Raw genomic sequence first — 17,584 nt, 5'->3', positions numbered from 1 at the left:
ACTTTAATACTAAACATTATGAAACGTTTTCTGGTATTTATGATTTGTTTCTTCGTAGCTATGTCTACAGCCTTTGCACAAGATGCGAAAAAGAAAGAAACAGTATCCTTTAAGGTAGAAGGAATGGACTGTAACAACTGCGTAAAAAAAATCGAAAAGAACATTTCTTTCGAGAAAGGAGTAACCGATTTGAAATGTGACCTGGATACCCGTACTGCCGAAGTAACATACAGGACAGATAAAACAGATACGGATAAACTGGCTACCGCATTTAAAAAGATCGGTATGACAGCTGTTGTGATAGATGATGAAAAAACAGAAGAGCCGCAAAAATAAATGTTGCGCTCCTGTTTATTCATAAAACATTTTATCTTTGTAAAGCCTCTTATGAAAGAGGCTTTCTTTCTATAAAAAAATGCGTATACGGAATGCAGCGTTTATCGGTGTCGTTGCATCTAAGAAATAGTAAGGCTTCACAGGAAGCAACACAAGCACGGCTGGATGAATGAGCAACAACTTATAGAGGGTTGTAGGAAGGGAAATAGACTGGCTCAAAAGGAGCTTTACGACACATATTCCCGCAAGATGATGGGAGTTTGCCTGCGTTATATTAACGACAGGGAAACTGCACGGGATATTTTGCAGGATGGTTTCGTAAAAATATTTACCAGCATTGACTCTTACACAGGCTCTGGCTCATTTGAAGGTTGGATGCGAAAGATCTTTGTAAATTGTGCGTTGGAATATCTGCGTAAATCAGATGTGATGAAAGAAGCGGTAGATCTGGATAATACAGCGGAACTGTATGCCCCGGAAAGCTCGGCTTTGTCAACAATGTCAGCCAATGAGCTAATGGAACTTATCCAGGCTTTACCAACTGGCTTCCGAACCGTCTTCAACCTGTTCGCTATCGAAGGTTTTTCGCATAAAGAGATCGGAGAACTGATGAACATAACGGAAAGCACTTCCCGTTCGCAGTATACACGAGCTAAGCAGTTATTACAACGTAAAATTACGGATTTGTATCAGTAACATGAAAGAAAAAGAAAGAGACATATTTGATGACCTGATCCGCTCGAAATTCCAGGATTTTGAAGCAGATACAAACCCCGGAGACTGGGAAGCGATATCCGAACGCTTATCGGTTACCTCAAACCAGCCCTTACGCAGACGATGGATGTATAGAGCGGCAGCTGCCGTTATCACCCTTCTGATGATTGTAAGCGGCGGAGTTTATTTACTCAGAAATGATCAATTAAATACTACAATAGCCAAACAGGCAGAGAAGAAAGAAACTCCTATTGAACCTCAGACAAAAGAACGCCCAACCCTTGTAACTCCTCCGGCCAAAGAAGAAACGCCTCTACTGGCTGTTGCCAAACGAATAGTACCCGCTAATACTACTGCCATATCTGTTAACGTTTCTATTCCCGAGAAAAAAGAAAAAGAAGGAGTCAAAGAGGATGTAAAAGAAAAGACAAACGATAGAGAAGTTATTCCTATCCGTAAAGACCAACCACTTATTATAGATGATGTCGTACCGGAAAGAAAAGAAACACAAAAGGAAGCTCCGGAAGTAAAAACAAAAGCCAAATCGTCCTCCAGATGGGGATTCGGTATGGGTGCCGGAGGTTTTACCGAAAGCTCCGGTAATGTAGTAAATACATATGTACTGAGAAGTAACTCGTATGCCGAAGACGAACGCTTGCTGTCCATGAATGCCCTTTCCGACCAGGCAGAAGGCAAAGAGCCTAAAACAAATATCAAACATCGTACGCCGATTTCTTTCGGAATATCCGTCAGCCGGCAGTTGAACGACCGTTTCTCGCTCCAAAGCGGGCTAACGTATTCATTCCTTACTTCCGATTGGGAAACCCAGGCAAGTACATATAATAAAGAGATACGTCAACGATTACACTTTATCGGTATTCCATTATCTTTGTCGTATCGTATAGCCGATTGGAACCGCTTCCGTTTTTATGCGTCGGCGGGTGCGCAGGCAGAAATAAACGTATCCGGACAAGAAAGAACAAAGACATTCTTTGTTGATCAGCAAACAGGTGTCGATACAAAAAGCGTACGAATGAAAGAATGGCAATGGTCTGTGAATGCCCGTGCAGGAGTTAGTTATCCGCTTCTCCGTTTTGTAAGTGCATTCGCCGAAGTTGGTGCCACATACTACTTTGACAATGGAAGCAGTATCGAGACGATTTATTCGGATAAGCCATTCAATGTCAGTCCGCAAATAGGATTAAGGCTAAACTTTTAAGTATAGATAAATAATAAACAATACATTAAAAAAAACACGAAAGTAAAATGAAGAAATTATTTTTTTGCAGCATGTTAGCTGTTGGCGCTATGTTGATGAGTTCCTGTTTGGGCGACGGAGGAAGTAATGAATACACATACACGTATTACGGAGTTGCCGATTACAGTCTGACAACTGGTAAAACTGTCCTACATTTCAGCGATGCGGATTATCCGCTATATTCTTCTACATTGGCTCTTCAGTTGAATGAAGGAGAATGCTACTATGTAACAGCCACGATAAAAAGCGATGACAATCCGGACGTAGCCACCACAGGATATTACAACGCAATCCCTACCGCTTTTGATATAATCAACAAAGGGCAGGTGATTCCTATAAAGTCAGATACGGCTGTCGCCAAACAAAATGAAATGGCAACTACCAATGTCGAACTCGTAAACTATGTGAAAGGGTATTTATTCGTGAATTCATACCACGAAGCAGTGGGCGGAAGCCAGAAAAACGAATTCGAATTTTCATACGATTCTGAACTGCCGACTATCACATCAGGAGGAAATGATGTATATCAGCTATACCTGCGTGTCAGAAAAGTACAAGACGGTACATCTGTAACGAGCAATCTGATTATTCCGAATGCCTACAATGTAAAACGTTTCTTCGATAATATCTCTAATGTCGAAAAAGCAAAAGGTAAAGACAAGTATTACTTTAGAATCAACTATATTAAATCCTTCGACAAAGACTCGGTTCCTACTTGGACCAGCTCTGAAGTTCAGTATAATACAATACCGAAGGAATCGTAAGTTAATACATTTCGATAAATAATATTAAATCGAAAGGAGAATGGCACACAAATCCATTCTCCTTTTTTGTATCGGGAGCTTTTTACTATCTTTGCGTTGTTAATGAATAAAATATGAAGAAGTACACTCTATTCTGTATATATAGCCTCTTGTCTGTGATACTTATCACTTCCTGCTTGGGAGATAGCGGACACTCGATTACTGTAGCTAATCAACCGGGAGTAGTTATAGTGTCTAATAATGAAACAAAAATCCAGCTGAAAGACAGCACATTCATCTATTCAAGCTCTTTTGCGTCCGGATATGATAATGGCGATTGCTTCATCTTTACATACGATCTTGATTACAACACACCGGAAAACAGCGATTCGGGCAAACAAAAGGGATATTATACTGTAACCATAAAACAAGCTCAGCCTATCAGTCCCTTGTATCCGCTGGAAGCAGGATTGGATACGGCTCAGGCCTATCAAAACGAACGGATGCTTACACTCGAACAAAGGCATGCTTTCATCTATAACCGCTTATTCCTGTACACCAAGCACAAAGTGGATTCCTTTCAGTTGCAAAACTTCTTTGAGCTAACGTATAACAAGCCCAACGAACCGAAGGTAGACGAGTCTAATCGCCGCATATACAACCTGTATCTGCGCGTATTCAAGAACACATCTGTCACAGAAGAGAGAGTCAGTAATCCGGAGAGTCTTTTCATTAATACATTCGACCTTCAAGAGATAGCCGACAAGGAAAAATCCTTAGGGAAAGACAGCTTATACATCAATCTGCATTACGTCAGCAGCTTCAGCAATAATACGCCTACTGTATCCAGCTGGGGAGAATCTCTGTACGGACTTTCTATTCAATAATACTCAGGCGGGCAAACTTCAGCAAGAGTTGTTTTTGCCCGAAATTGGCAAATTGTACAGTTGCTTTCATATTGCCACCTTCCCCTTCTATAGCCAATACTTCGCCCGATCCGAAACGATCATGTTTCACCTTGGCTCCTACCCGGATAGCCGACACATCAGCCGGTGGTTCCGAAGTTGTACTTGCGGCAGCCGAAGCAACGGTTGTCATACGAGGTTCTACCGCTTTGGGTTGCTGGAACGGGGAAGCAAAAGCCGGACGTTGAAGCGTTGGAGTAGCCTGCTGAGGTGCTTCACCACCTACTACATGCAGGTATTGCGGGTCTATATCTTTCAGGAAGCGGCTGGGAGAACATAAATTACTCTTGCCGTTGCGGAAACGGCTTTTAGCATAGGTCAAGATACAGTTTTCCTCTGCCCGGGTAATGGCTACATAAAACAAACGTCTCTCCTCCTCTATCGCTCGTGGATTATCTTTTGACATCAGCGAAGGGAACAGGTCTTCCTCTAGCCCTACGACAAATACATTTCTGAATTCCAAACCCTTGGCGGCATGAATAGTCATCAATGTTACCTTATTTACGTTTTCCTCTTTGTCATTGTCCTGGTCGGTAAGCAGGGCTACTTCCGACAGGAAATCTTCCAGTGAAATCTGCTCCAGCCCCTCTTCACGCCTGATATCTATATATTCGGAGATACCTTTCAGCAACTCTTCCAGATTTTCTTGTTTGCTAATACCTTCTACCGAACGGTCGCGGAACAATTCGGTAGCGATACCGCTCTTTTTCACTACCATAGACGTCATTTCATCAGCCGGAAGTTCTTTATTCTTCTGCATAAATTCGTCCATCATTTCCCGGAAAGCCGCCAGCTTCTTCAGCGTGCCATTATTCAGGGGTACGGCATAGGTTTCCGGTTCTTCCAGCACTTTCCAGAGACTTACATTGTACTCCGTAGCAGCAGCCAGCAGTTTGCCTACCGTTGTATCGCCAATGCCGCGTATCGGATAATTGATGATACGCTTCAAAGCCTCTTCATCGTGCGGGTTGATGATTACCCGCAGGTAAGCGATTACATCTTTAATCTCTTTTCGTTGGTAAAACGAAAGTCCGCCGTATATCTTATAGGGGATATTCCGCTTCCGGAGGGCTTCTTCAAGCGTACGCGACTGGGCATTGGTGCGGTATAGTACGGCAAAAGAGGCAAAGGAAGCATCAGCTGCCGCCATCCTCATTTCCGTGATCTTAGAGGCTACTACATAGGCCTCTTCATAATCCGAATAAGAAGAAATCAAAGACACTTTACTCCCCTTTTCCTTTTCGGAGAAAACGGTTTTATGTATCTGTTCTTTATTCTTATGAATCAAGCTATTCGCTGCATCTACTATGTTTTGTGTCGAACGGTAATTCTGTTCCAGTTTGAACAGGCGCAGGTTCGGATACACCTTCTGCAGTTGCAATACATTCTCTATATTTGCACCTCGAAACGAGTAGATGCTTTGCGCATCGTCTCCTACCACACAGATACGTCCGTGCAGCTCCGAAAGCCTTTGTACAATCTGGTGTTGGGCAAAATTCGTATCCTGATACTCATCTACCAGGATGTATTGAAAATGGCTCCGATATTTATCCAGCACATCCGGGTGATCGCGGAATAGGATATTGGTCTGCAATAGCAAATCGTCAAAATCCATCGCTCCGGCCTGGAAACAACGGCTCTGATAGCGCTTGTATATCTCGCGTATCATAGGCACTTTTGCATTCATATCACTCTCTACCAAGTCTTTGTTCTGCTCATACATGCGCCAGGTAACCAACGCATTCTTCGCATTAGAAATACGCGCTTGTATCATGCCGGGACGATACATTTTATCATCCAGATGCATTTCCTTGATAATCGATTTCAAAAGATTCTTAGAGTCCGCCGAGTCATAAATGGTAAAATTGGAGGTATAACCGAGACGCTCGGCTTCCGAACGCAGGATACGCGAAAAGATCGAGTGAAAAGTTCCCATCCAAAGACGGCGTGCCTTGTCCGGTTCTGTCAAAGCAGCAATACGCTCCTTCATTTCCCGGGCAGCTTTATTGGTAAATGTCAGAGCCAGAATACTCCAGGGCGGCAATCCCTGTTGCATCAAATAAGCAATTTTATACGTAAGTACACGTGTTTTCCCCGATCCGGCTCCGGCTATTACCAGCTCCGGTCCCTCCGTGTACAACACCGCTTCGCGCTGGCTTTCATTCAGTTGGTTCAAATATTCTTCCACAAGTATCTCTTTTCGGAAAGCAAAGGTAGCCATTTCTATCCGATTCTATACAGCCTGTTGAAAAATCATTCCTTACCTTTGTTTACATGAGAATACTATGAGTTGAAACATCAAAAACAAAAGCCTTATGTGTACAATTACAGTTAACCTGCGCCCTTCCAGTAAGGGGCTGGAGTCTCCGGGCAGCTTATTTATCCGCGCGGTACATCACCGGGAAGTACTTACCTATCGCCTCTATCTATCAGAGTGGAATGCGGAAAGCCGATGCATCGTATATCCCGTACCTTTGAATACCGAACGCCGGGATTACCTGCTTGAAACAGAGCGTGCTATCCGGGATGATATACATTGCCTGAAAGCACACCTCGCCAGTCTGGAAGCCTATAAACCCACTTATACGGTACATGATGTACTAAATATCCTACGCTGTCGCCGGGGAAGCAAGCTATTGAAAGGCTATGCTTACGGCAAAGCAGTCGAACTTCGCTTACAAAGCCGGGAACGAACCGCCGAGGCTTACCTCTCTGCTACCCGCTCGCTAATTCGGTTTAATGATGGACGGGATATCCCATTGGAAAAGCTAGATGCTCCTTTGATGCGCCGGTATGAAGCCTGGCTGAAAAGCAGCACGCTCTCACTCAACACCATCTCCTTCTATATGCGTAACCTACGCGCACTCTTGAATCGGGCCGTCAGCGAAGGACTGATCGAAAGTCCACATGCAAACCCATTCTCACAAGTCTACACCGGCGTACAGCCAACCCGCAAACGAGCCTTAAGCAAAGAAGAAGTAAGGATATTAGACAAACTGGACCTCACACGTAACGATATGAAAACAAAAGATATAGGACTTTGCCAAGCCCTGGATATCTTCCTGTTCTGCTTCCATGCCAGGGGAATGTCGTTTGTTGATGTAGCCTACCTGAAGAAAACAGATGTAAGAGACGGCGTAATCTCTTACCTGAGGCGCAAGACAGGTCAACTGCTCGAACTACGTATCACCCCTGCGATGCAGTCAATAATAGAGTACTACGAAGAAACAACGAAGGACAGCCCCTTCCTATTCCCGCTGATCCGTGAGCCGGATAAACCCCATCGCCCCCAATACCTTGCCGCTCTGAAGGTTCAGAACAATCGCCTCCACCGTATCGAGTGTCGGCTGGGCTGGAAAAAGAAGCTGACTACCCATGTCACCCGCCACTCTTGGGCTACCATCGCCAAAGGCGAACGCCTGCCCCTATGGGTCATCAGCGAAGGACTGGGCCATGCCAACGAGAAGGTAACCTACACCTACCTAGCCTCTTTCGACCGCTCAGTCATGGACAAGGCCGTAGACAAAGTTTCCGCCGCCATCCGCCGAGCCGGATAAAAAAAATGCCATCACTTGCTAAGTGATGGCAGGGGAAAGTGGATAAAGTATATTATGATTGAATAACAGCAATTTAGATATCCCTAAAAGAGCTTTCCGTGTAGACAAAAACACAAACATTGTAAACAAGGGATGAAAGTCCGAAAGGACTTATAAGTGGATAACCCCTTGCAAGCGTAGCGCAGCTCGGGGGGGAACAGCGCAGCTCGGGGTAGAAACGAGATACTACTAATCACCTGAGCTCCGTAGGAGTTCAATGCGTCTTTTCAGGGAGACTCTGGATGGATGGTAGAACTCCTGTCGGAGTTCCGGAGATGGTGGAGAGGGCTGCTCCTTTACCCCGAGCTACGCTGCGCTTGCAAGGGGTTATCCATCTATAAGTCCTTCAGGACTTTTCCTGCAAATTATCCTGATGAAGAAAAAGTTTCATGCCGATGAGAATTTTTTCTCACCTGCATGAGAACTTTTTCTCAACGCCATGAGAATAAATTCTCACCCAGGTGAAACTTTGAGTTTCACCCTATGAAAAATAGTGAAACTCGCAGGGTGCTGTATATTAACACCTTGGGTTTTTCTGTTGACGTTTTCAGTTGACTACTTTATATCTTATATGTAGAAAAGGTTGACTTGGTTTATATTCAGTTTTCCTTTTTCTCTACCTGCTTAAACAATCGGACGTTTTTGTTAACAATCGGTAGAAAGGAAAAGAGTACGTTTGCAACAGATTAGGAGACATTCTCCCATCCCCTGCCATCACTTAGCAAGTGATGGAGGATTTTATTGAATTATTATTAACCATTAACGTTAGCGCGTATGATAAAACAAACCGTTTTTCAGTGTTTGTTGTTTGCCGCCTTATTATTCTTGGCGGCTTGCAACGAAGAAACCGTATTGACTTCTCCCCCCGAATACGAGGGTGAAGGAAGTGTGACATTTACATTGCCTCTGATGACCCGTGGGGCAGTGTCTTATTCTATAGCGGGAGCAAGTGAGAATGAGCTCTCTGATATCACCATTTATATGTTTAATGATAACTCGAAAAAGCTGGAAAAGGTATTCCGGATGGCTGATATCGAGTTGGGTACATCGGGAACAAACCGGACTGCCAAGATTAATGTAACAGGCAAATCGGGCAAGAAAACCTTCTATTTTGTCGGCAATGGCGAAAACCGATCTGCAGACCTGGCTAACCTGAATGTAGGTGCAACATCTGAAACCGACTTTGTCGAGGCGATAACGGATATGCATACTGACACGCTGGTTACACCCTTGCTGATGTCCGGTAAAACGATCATTACGGAAGTAAGTACTCCGGACGATAAACCTTTGGAACTAAAAGTAGACTTAAAACGTCGTGTGGTACGTCTGGATATAGACAACAACCCGAAAGAGACGAACTTTGACATAAAGAAGATCCTGGTTTCCAAAGCTAAACTACGCGGCTATATATTTGAAGATAAAACAGCTACTCCTTTAAAATCCATAGAAGAAGCCAACTATAAGCCTATAGAGATTGAACCCAAAGACCTTCAAGCTCCTGAACGTCTGGACAGCGTCTTCTACCTGTATCCCACAACCATAGGAGTAGGAACAGGCAAGACAGAAATAGCCCTGGAAGGTATCTTCAATGGTGAAACAAAGGTCTACAACCTTAATATCGCAGACCTCGAAGCCCAGCCGAATAAACGCTACATCCTGAAGGTAAAGACGGTAGACCTGAACAAGGCCGAGATGGAGATAAAGGTAGAAGACTGGGTAGACGAAGTCATAGGACCAGCCAACCCTGAAACCGACCTGGTAACCTTCTCTGCCATTAAACGCACAGACGCCACAGGCATAGTAGTAGAGGCGAATGATACCTACAACCTGACAAAAGTCATCAAGGAAGGCAAGTTGACCTTTACAACCTCCTCCTTCAACGAAAAAGGAACGAAGGCAGAAGTAAAATACAACTGGGGCAGCGCCTCTTCGTACGGAGATTTTGTAGTCAACACCCCAATCCCTGTATTAACCTACAGCGGCGCCTCATACGTTCAGGAATACGAAATAGACATCCCGAACATAAACGGTAGCAAAGTCCCTGTAGAAGTAGAGATCACGATCCGCAACGAAGCCAACCTGGATCAGAAGAAAGTGATCACACTATATGCTAATCGCTACACAGATACAAAGTTGTATCCGGTGTTGGTCGGTGATATCTATTGGGCTCCTGTAAATGCAGGGGTAAGTGGTCCGGATGCCAAGGTGACTGATCATGGATTGATATATCAATGGGGACGTAATGTTGGATTTACGTATGAAGCCGGATTGGCACCTGTTACTGATACGATTAAGGGTCCTTTGGATTGGGAAGTGGCTACAACAGGCTCTTCAAAAGATAAATTTATTACTGGTTCAAATGCATCAAAAGGTGATTGGTTGGCGCCTCAAAATCATGATCTTTGGTCGGGTGATGACCGTCAAGGTCCTTGTCCAAATGGTTGGCGTGTACCTACAGAAGAAGAACTTAAGATAATCAATACTGCTTATGGAAATAATTACTCTTCCAACGGTGAAAAGGTTATATGGAATGACACAGAAAAACGTTTAGAAGTCAAGGGTGACAATGAAACAGATATACTCTATCTTCCTGCCTCAGGATATCGACTTAGTAGTAATGGTTCGTCTAAGAACCGTACTGCGTATGGTGGTTATTGGTCATCAGGTGTTGGAGCCACGGCTGTTAGTGGTCTGAATTTTCAGTTGTCAGGTCTCGCAATGGGTATGAACAACCGGGCTTCTGGTCGCTCTCTCCGTTGCGTACAGGATTGGTGATTTTCGCCCCTCTTGAGAAAGAAAATAAAAACATTAAACTTTAAAAGAAAAATGAAAACAAAATATACAAAACTAACAATGATACTGGCTGCTCTGGTGCTGATGTTGGCGCCTTCCTGCAGCAACGAGGAAGAGTATGTGGATACTCCTTCCACTCCGGCTCGTGAAGGCTTTATCACCTTCCGCCTTCAGGGAAAAAGACAACCTGTGAGCTATGCAACAATAGCTACTGCCAATGAAAATGCAGTAGATTCTCTTGAAATCTATATGTTTAACGACCGCTCGGCAGAAAGCCTACCCAACTTATTGCAAAAGGTATTCCGCGTAAGCAGTGACGACCTGGAACAACAGGATACAGACCTGAAAGCAACAGTAGACGTAACCGGTCGTACAGGCAAACACACCTTCTATTTTGTAGCCAATGGCAAAGACAATGCTTCGGCTTTAGGCAATGTAAATGCAGGTGCAACAACGGAAGAGGACTTCCTGGAACGCCTCTCTGACGTACAAAGCGGACTCCTTGGGACCCCGCTCCTGATGACAGCCCGCAAAATAATCAATGATGTAGAAGATGCCAAAGATGACGATCTGAAGGTGAAATTACTGCGCCGTGTAGCCCGTTTCGACGTAATAAACGATGCTTCTGAAACCAACTTCACGATAGAAAACATCATCATTGAGAACGTGAAGCTGCAAGGCCATGCCTTCGGCGATGCAACGGGTATCCCTGAACCAACCTTAGCAAAAGGCACACTGCCTTTAATAGAGTACAGCAAGGAAGCCAACGCCAACACCGCTACCACTATCGAGAGCCTGTTTTACCTCTACCCCACAGAGATAGGAGCAGATAAGTCCATCATCTCTGTTGAAGGTACCTTCCTGGGCGAACGCCGCATCTATAGCTTAAAAAACACTCAACAGATTGAAGCCAATAAACGCTATACGCTAAGAGTGCAGAAGGTAGAAAAGAAAGAGCCGGAGCTCAATATACTAGTAGACGACTGGGCCGACGACGGAGGCACCCATGAAGCCAAACCCGAAACAGATGATATGACAGTAGGCGCAGCTGTCCTGACAGGTGGTGCAGGTATCCAGGAAACGGACAAGACCTATGATATCACTAATGCCACTACCACAGGCACAATCAAGGTTCCGGTAACGACATTCAACAAATCCGGTACACACGTAGATGTTACTTACCTACACGGAACAGGCAACGGAACAGACAGAATTATCGTCACCTCTCCCGAACCCACTCTTACATACGCCGCAGGCTACATGCAAGAACACAAGATTGAGATCCCGGTACAGAAAACCCCTCTTCATGCACGGATAGAGATAGTCAACAACTCCAAGCCGGAAGAAAGAGACACCCTCTACATCAACGGTGTGCCAAACTATGACACTACAAACGAGAAACCTGTCCTATTCGGAGATATCTACTGGGCTCCGGTAAATGTAGGAGCCACAGAAGTTGGCACCACAACCGAAGTAAAACATCATGGATTGCTTTTCCAATGGGGACGTAATATAGGCTTTAGCTATGCTGCCGGACTAGGAACGGTTTCTGACACCATTCAAGGACCTTTAGATTGGGAAACAGCTACTACAGGTTCTGCCAAAGACAAGTTCATCAAGGGTGTGGAAGGCACAACAAACGACTGGGTAACTCCTTCGAATGACAACTTGTGGAGTGGTGACAAACGACAGGGTCCATGCCCTAATGGTTGGCACGTCCCAACCAAGGCGGAATTTGAACTGATTGGAGCTTACAGAAGTAGTTATACCGACAATGACGGGGTTGTAGCCTGGAATAATATTGAAAAGCGGTTGGAAGTTCAAGGTGATAATGGAGTGGATACCCTCTACTTCCCTACCGTCGGGTTTAGAGACATCGGTAGTGGTTTCTCGAATGGTCAAAGCGTGGCCAGCTACTATTGGTCGTCAGAAACTGGTGGTGTAAACGGTGTGCGTTTACATTTCTCTTCAACCAAGCTGCTTGTGAATACAGGCCGTCGTGCAGATGGTTATTCCATCCGTTGCGTACAAGATTAATCGTTAAAGATTAACGATAACATATACTTTTTTTACATATTAATGTTTTTGGTTAGAGCCGTGTGGACAGGGATTGTTCGCACGGTTCGCTTTTTTATGAACTATTATTCATTATATTTGTTCCTTACTTAATCAAAGGCTATTAGTACGAATGGAAATTCTGATTATTATTGGACTTATTTTATTGAATGGTGTTTTTTCTATGTCGGAGATTGCGTTAGTCTCGGCACGTAAATCCAGGTTGGAAATTGATGCTAAAAAGGGGAATAAATCGGCTCAAACGGCTTTAGATCTGTCTAATGAGCCCGACAAGTTTTTATCTACTATCCAGATTGGTATAACCTTGATCGGTATCCTTACCGGTTTGTATTCGGGAGAGGCATTTGCTGCTGACTTTGCAGAAGTGATCCGGAATGTAATACCCTCCATGGCTCCTTATTCTATCACCATAGCAAAGACTACGATTGTAATTATCGTAACCTACTTTACGCTTGTATTGGGAGAACTTGTACCCAAGCGTATTGGTATGAATATGGCAGAAAATATATCGAAAATCATCGCCCGCCCAATGAACTTCCTGTCATGTATTGCCACCCCCTTTGTGTGGCTACTATCTAAGAGCACCTCTCTGATTGTCAGAATACTGGGTATCGATGCCATAGAAGAAAGCAAAATAACGGAAGAAGAAATAAAAGCCATCGTAAAAGAAGGTTACGATGTAGGCGAAGTGCAAGAAGTAGAACAAGATATTGTAGACAGGGTATTCAACCTGGGAGACAGGAACGTAGGCTCTATTATGACACACCGCAGCGATATGATTTGGCTGGATATCAACGATGATGTAAAAACCATCAAAAGCGTGGTACAGCAAAATCTGTACAACATATATCCCGTTGTATCGGAAACCTTAGACAACATCCAGGGAGTGGTAAGCCTGAAAGACCTGTTCCTGACAATAGACACCCCTGATTTCTCACTGAAAAACATCCTGCGGCATGCCAATTATCTGCCGGAAAATCTAAGTGTATACAGCGCATTGGAGCAATTTAAGAATGCACGCGAAAAGTACGGAATCATCTCCGACGAGTTTGGAGGAATAGAAGGAATCGTAACCCTGAAAGACATCATGGAAGCCCTGGTAGGACAAATGCCGGAAATAGGCGACGACCTGGAGCTGGTAGAAAGAGAAGACGGTAGCGTACTACTGGACGGTCAGTACCCCTTCTATGACTTCCTGGAGCATTTTGACATGGAAGACCTCTACAGCGAATACGAATACAACACACTCAGCGGACTAATCTTGGACATACTAGAGCATATCCCCCAGACAGGCGAAAAGTTCTCCTGGCTCAGCTTCGACTTTGAAATCGTAGACATGGACGGAGCACGTATAGACAAAGTTTTGGTAGAAAAACAGCCTGACTGACCCCTTTTACATTAAATCACATAGGGTATTTGTATCTTCATGCGGTATAATAGTAAATAAAGTCCGACAGGATGATAAACAAAGCAGCGTTCAAACAGTTATTCGACAATTACTTCGATACGATCCGGAGCTTTATCTTTTATCGTTGCGGCGATACGGATACAGCATCGGATATGGCGCAGGATATCTTTATGAAGGTATGGGAGAAGCGAGAAAACCTGGACAGTTTTAGCATAAAGCCATTGCTTTACAAAATGGCCAACGATATGGTTATAAGCAATTACAGAAAAAGCTCAACCCGTATGGATTATGAAAAAAGCCTGACGATCCAAAATGAAAGCCCTTTATCACCAGAAGAAGAATTAAACGTTGAAGAACTGGCTTCTTCTTATGCTAAAGCATTGGAAAAGATGCCTGAAACACAAAGGGTTGTTTTCCTGATGAACCGAAACGATGAACTGAAATACCATGAAATTTCTGAATGTCTGGATATAAGCATCAAAACTGTAGAAAAACGTATGAGTGCTGCTTTACAATTCCTAAGGGCTAAACTGTTATAATTCAAGTAAGATATGAAAACAGATAATATAAAAATAACCCCTGAATGGAGTAAAAGCAAAGAAGAAGTATGGGCTACTGCTTTCGAGAAACTGGAAGATAGCCCTAAGGTGCTTCAAATAGCTCCCCGAAAAAGGCCTGTTTGGTTTTATGTTGCCGCATCTATTGCTGTAGTAGCTCTTATATTGCCCAGTATCGCATTTTTCTATACCCAAAGCGAAATAGCGGAAAGAGGTACGCATCTGGCTGTGGTTTTGCCCGATGGCTCGAAAGTAGAGCTGAATGCTGAAAGTGAAATCAGCTACAAACCTCTTTGGTGGTTCATATCCCGTGATGTGAAACTGAAGGGAGAGGCCTATTTTGAAGTTGAAAAAGGAAGTACCTTTGATGTGCGTTCCGAAGGGTATACCGTTAGCGTACTTGGAACAAGTTTCAATGTATTTTCCCGTGCCGGCAAGTTCAATGTAACCTGTCTTAGCGGGAAAGTGAATGTTTCGGATCAATCGGAATCGCTTACACTTACCCCCAATATGCAAGCATTATGGAGTAATGGGAAACTGATGGCAAGAGAGATTGGCGATGCACAGGAATCGATCAACTGGAAACAGGACAAATTTGTTTTTGTCGGCGTACCTTTGCAGGAAGTAATTCAGGAAATTGAAAGGCAGTACAACATTGAGGTACTACCCCACTCTATTCCGGATTACTCATATTCAGGTAATTTCACAAAAGCAATTGATCCGCATGACGTACTTAAAATAGTAGGTACTCCGTTCGGAATCGAATTTAAGATAAAGTAATTGAAGAGATTTATAACGATACTCATCATAACCCTGACAGGCACGATTGCAGCTTTTTCACAAGAGCTGCATTTGGTCGTTAATAATAAGCCTCTGAACGATGTACTGCGAAGTTTGCCCATAGAAATATCCTTTAATGACAAGGCTCTTTCACAATACAAAGTAACAATCAATAGAAAATTCGGCAATCCGCAAAGTGCGCTTGACTATTTACTGAAAGATAAACCCTTTCGTTATGAAAATATAAACGGGGTTTTCGTTATTGCTTCATACACTGAAAAGAAGGAACAGCCACCGCTTACTGAAGTTAAGCAGTACCATACCTTTTCTGGGACAATAAGAGATGCGGATAACGGAGAAAGCCTACCTTACGCCTATATTAGGACTCCCGGACAAACCGTTTCGACAGACGAGACAGGCCGTTTTTCTTTCAAAACAGACAGAACGGGTAGCTTGCGTGTGCAAGTGCAGCATTTGGGCTATCAAGCACAGGATACCATCTTGTTTCCCGGAGGAAACGAAATTCGCTTACAACCTGCTGTTTATATGATGGATGAAGTAATCGTCAGCCCTGCTCCCGCTACCATGCTTATCCAGTCGGGCGGCAGTCCCGGCGAAATACGTATTAACCATCAGATTGCCAAATACATCCCCGGAAGCATCGATAATTCCGTATTCAACCAGATGCGGATGATGCCCGGTGTAAGGGCATCGGGCGAACCCTCGGAAGACCTGATCACATGGGGCAGTAGTATGGGGGAAAGTAAAATCACATACGATGGATATACCCTGTTCGGAATTAAGAACTATAACGACCATATAGGCTCAGTCAATCCCTATATGGTAAAAGACATACGCATTATGAAAGGCGGCTACGGCCCCAGCCAGGGGGGACGTATCGGTGCCGTTGCCGAGATAAGCGGTATGGACGGGACTCTATTCATTTTTCCACAATTTCCAATAGTTTCTAATAATTGCTGATTATCAATATATTGCAAAATTTTATTTCTAATATTTTTTGACTATTTCGGATAGTTTTTATAGATTTGCAACACAAATGCAACACAATAAATTTAGCGGTATGGCAAATTTATATTATCCCTACATCAAACCAAATTATGTCTCCGGCGACGGAAAGACTCCTTTGTATGTGCGCTACAATTACAATCGCACAAAGCGTACACTTATATCTACCGGATATAATATCAAGCCCGACCATTGGGATGATAAAAAGCGTTGGATAAAACGTGCTTGTCCCGAATTTGAAGAGATTGATTCTGCTTTGACGAAAATCACATCGAAGCTGGGTGAGATATTAACCTACGCTAAAGACAACGGTATAGACCCTATTGTGGATTTTGTGTTGCTTGAACTGGAAAAGAACCGGGAGTACGAACAACGCTCTAATCGGGTAAACATGTTCGATACATTGGAGCTTTACATTGAAGAGAAAAAAGGCAAGGTTTCTGCCGACCAAATAAAAGACTATAAATCGTTAAAAAAGCATCTCACCAATTTCAAGGAACATTCATCACAACCTGTTACGTTCCGAAATCTCAATCTGAAATTCTATAATGAATTTATGGATTATCTTTTCTACAAGGCGGAGAAGCCAGACGGCACAATCGGCTTACTGACGAACTCTGCTGGAAAGGTTATCCGGCTATTGAAGGGATTCGTTAATTACCAAATAGCCAAAGGAACTATCCCTGCAGTTGACCTTACTCATTTCAAGGTCGTTGAAGAAGAAACCGATGCTATTTACTTAAACGAGAATGAACTTGCTAAGATTTATAAGCTCTGTCTTTCGGACGACAAAGAACTGGAAGAGATTCGGGATGTATTTATCGTAGGGTGTTTCACTGGATTGCGATACAGTGACCTATCCACACTTAGTCCGGAACATATTGATGTTGCCAACGAAACTATCAACCTAAAACAACGTAAAGTTCACAAAGCGGTTATTATTCCGATGATTGACTATGTGCCAGAGATTTTGGAAAAATATGATTATGACCTGCCAAAAATACCCAGCTATAAGTTTAACGAACGCCTGAAAGAACTTGGTAAGAAAGCCAAACTAAAACAAAAGGTAGAGATTGTTCGCAAGAAAGGGAATCTCCGAATCAAAGAGGTTCATGAGAAATGGGAAATGATGTCTTCGCATACTTGCCGGAGGTCATTCTGTACCAATATGTATCTCTCCGGTTTTCCTGCTGAGGAACTTATGCGAATATCCGGGCATAAAAGTCCTGCGGCGTTTATGCGATATATCAAGGTAGACAACATGCAAGCGGCAAACAGATTGAAAGCTTTGAGAAACAGTCTGAATAAGCGATCGTAATCTACAGGAATTCA

At 43.6% G+C, this 17,584-nt stretch carries 14 protein-coding genes; 13 read left to right on the top strand and 1 reads right to left on the bottom strand.

Features of this window, described 5'->3' with window-relative positions; genetic code table 11:
- Positions 1 to 18 precede the first annotated feature (18 nt).
- The 5 genes from M2470_RS04350 to M2470_RS04330 all read left to right on the top strand — a co-directional run bounded on the left by M2470_RS04350 (position 19) and on the right by M2470_RS04330 (position 3,938).
- The gene (locus tag M2470_RS04350) at positions 19 to 336 is read left to right on the top strand and encodes a heavy-metal-associated domain-containing protein (RefSeq protein WP_280743777.1); all 318 of its coding nucleotides are present in this window, start codon (positions 19 to 21) and stop codon (positions 334 to 336) included.
- A gap of 165 nt (positions 337 to 501) precedes the next feature.
- Positions 502 to 1,032 carry a sigma-70 family RNA polymerase sigma factor gene (locus tag M2470_RS04345; protein ID WP_280743778.1) on the top strand — a complete coding sequence of 177 codons (531 nt, stop codon included), beginning with the start codon at positions 502 to 504 and terminating at the stop codon, positions 1,030 to 1,032.
- Between the two features lies 1 nt (position 1,033).
- Complete coding sequence (locus tag M2470_RS04340; RefSeq protein WP_280743779.1) at positions 1,034 to 2,269, top strand: porin family protein; 1,236 nt, start codon at positions 1,034 to 1,036, stop codon at positions 2,267 to 2,269.
- A gap of 47 nt (positions 2,270 to 2,316) precedes the next feature.
- Positions 2,317 to 3,072, top strand: a complete 756-nt coding sequence (locus M2470_RS04335; RefSeq protein ID WP_280743780.1) for a hypothetical protein — start codon at positions 2,317 to 2,319, stop codon at positions 3,070 to 3,072.
- A gap of 113 nt (positions 3,073 to 3,185) precedes the next feature.
- On the top strand, positions 3,186 to 3,938 hold the full coding sequence (locus M2470_RS04330) for a hypothetical protein (protein WP_280743781.1): 753 nt from the start codon (positions 3,186 to 3,188) through the stop codon (positions 3,936 to 3,938).
- Here the strand turns inward: M2470_RS04330 and M2470_RS04325 are convergent.
- Positions 3,928 to 6,237, bottom strand: a complete 2,310-nt coding sequence (locus M2470_RS04325) for a UvrD-helicase domain-containing protein (RefSeq protein ID WP_280743782.1) — start codon at positions 6,235 to 6,237, stop codon at positions 3,928 to 3,930. The two genes, M2470_RS04330 and M2470_RS04325, sit on opposite strands and share 11 nt — an antisense overlap.
- A gap of 94 nt (positions 6,238 to 6,331) precedes the next feature.
- Between M2470_RS04325 and M2470_RS04320 the strand changes: the two genes are divergently transcribed.
- From M2470_RS04320 to M2470_RS04285, 8 genes are all read left to right on the top strand, one after another.
- Positions 6,332 to 7,573 carry a site-specific integrase gene (locus M2470_RS04320; protein WP_280743783.1) on the top strand — a complete coding sequence of 414 codons (1,242 nt, stop codon included), beginning with the start codon at positions 6,332 to 6,334 and terminating at the stop codon, positions 7,571 to 7,573.
- 813 nt (positions 7,574 to 8,386) lie between these two features.
- Complete coding sequence (locus M2470_RS04315) at positions 8,387 to 10,387, top strand: FISUMP domain-containing protein (protein ID WP_280743784.1); 2,001 nt, start codon at positions 8,387 to 8,389, stop codon at positions 10,385 to 10,387.
- Positions 10,388 to 10,438: 51 nt separating this feature from the next.
- Entirely contained in the window at positions 10,439 to 12,442 is a 2,004-nt protein-coding gene (locus tag M2470_RS04310; RefSeq protein WP_280743785.1) for an FISUMP domain-containing protein, read from the top strand.
- Positions 12,443 to 12,593: 151 nt separating this feature from the next.
- The gene (locus tag M2470_RS04305; protein ID WP_280743786.1) at positions 12,594 to 13,868 is read left to right on the top strand and encodes a hemolysin family protein; all 1,275 of its coding nucleotides are present in this window, start codon (positions 12,594 to 12,596) and stop codon (positions 13,866 to 13,868) included.
- Between the two features lie 71 nt (positions 13,869 to 13,939).
- Positions 13,940 to 14,428, top strand: coding sequence for an RNA polymerase sigma-70 factor (locus M2470_RS04300; protein WP_280743787.1), 489 nt, complete (start codon positions 13,940 to 13,942; stop codon positions 14,426 to 14,428).
- Between the two features lie 12 nt (positions 14,429 to 14,440).
- Complete coding sequence (locus M2470_RS04295; RefSeq protein WP_280743788.1) at positions 14,441 to 15,226, top strand: FecR domain-containing protein; 786 nt, start codon at positions 14,441 to 14,443, stop codon at positions 15,224 to 15,226.
- Positions 15,227 to 16,207 (top strand): carboxypeptidase-like regulatory domain-containing protein, encoded by a 981-nt coding sequence (locus M2470_RS04290; RefSeq protein WP_280743789.1) that lies wholly within the window; start codon positions 15,227 to 15,229, stop codon positions 16,205 to 16,207.
- Between the two features lie 76 nt (positions 16,208 to 16,283).
- Positions 16,284 to 17,570 carry a tyrosine-type recombinase/integrase gene (locus M2470_RS04285; RefSeq protein ID WP_348524208.1) on the top strand — a complete coding sequence of 429 codons (1,287 nt, stop codon included), beginning with the start codon at positions 16,284 to 16,286 and terminating at the stop codon, positions 17,568 to 17,570.
- Positions 17,571 to 17,584: the final 14 nt, after the last annotated feature.

Origin of the sequence: Parabacteroides sp. PH5-46, from assembly GCF_029892785.1 — a bacterium.
GTDB lineage: Bacteria > Bacteroidota > Bacteroidia > Bacteroidales > Tannerellaceae > DFXE01.
This window is presented reverse-complemented; position numbering and strand designations above follow the sequence as displayed.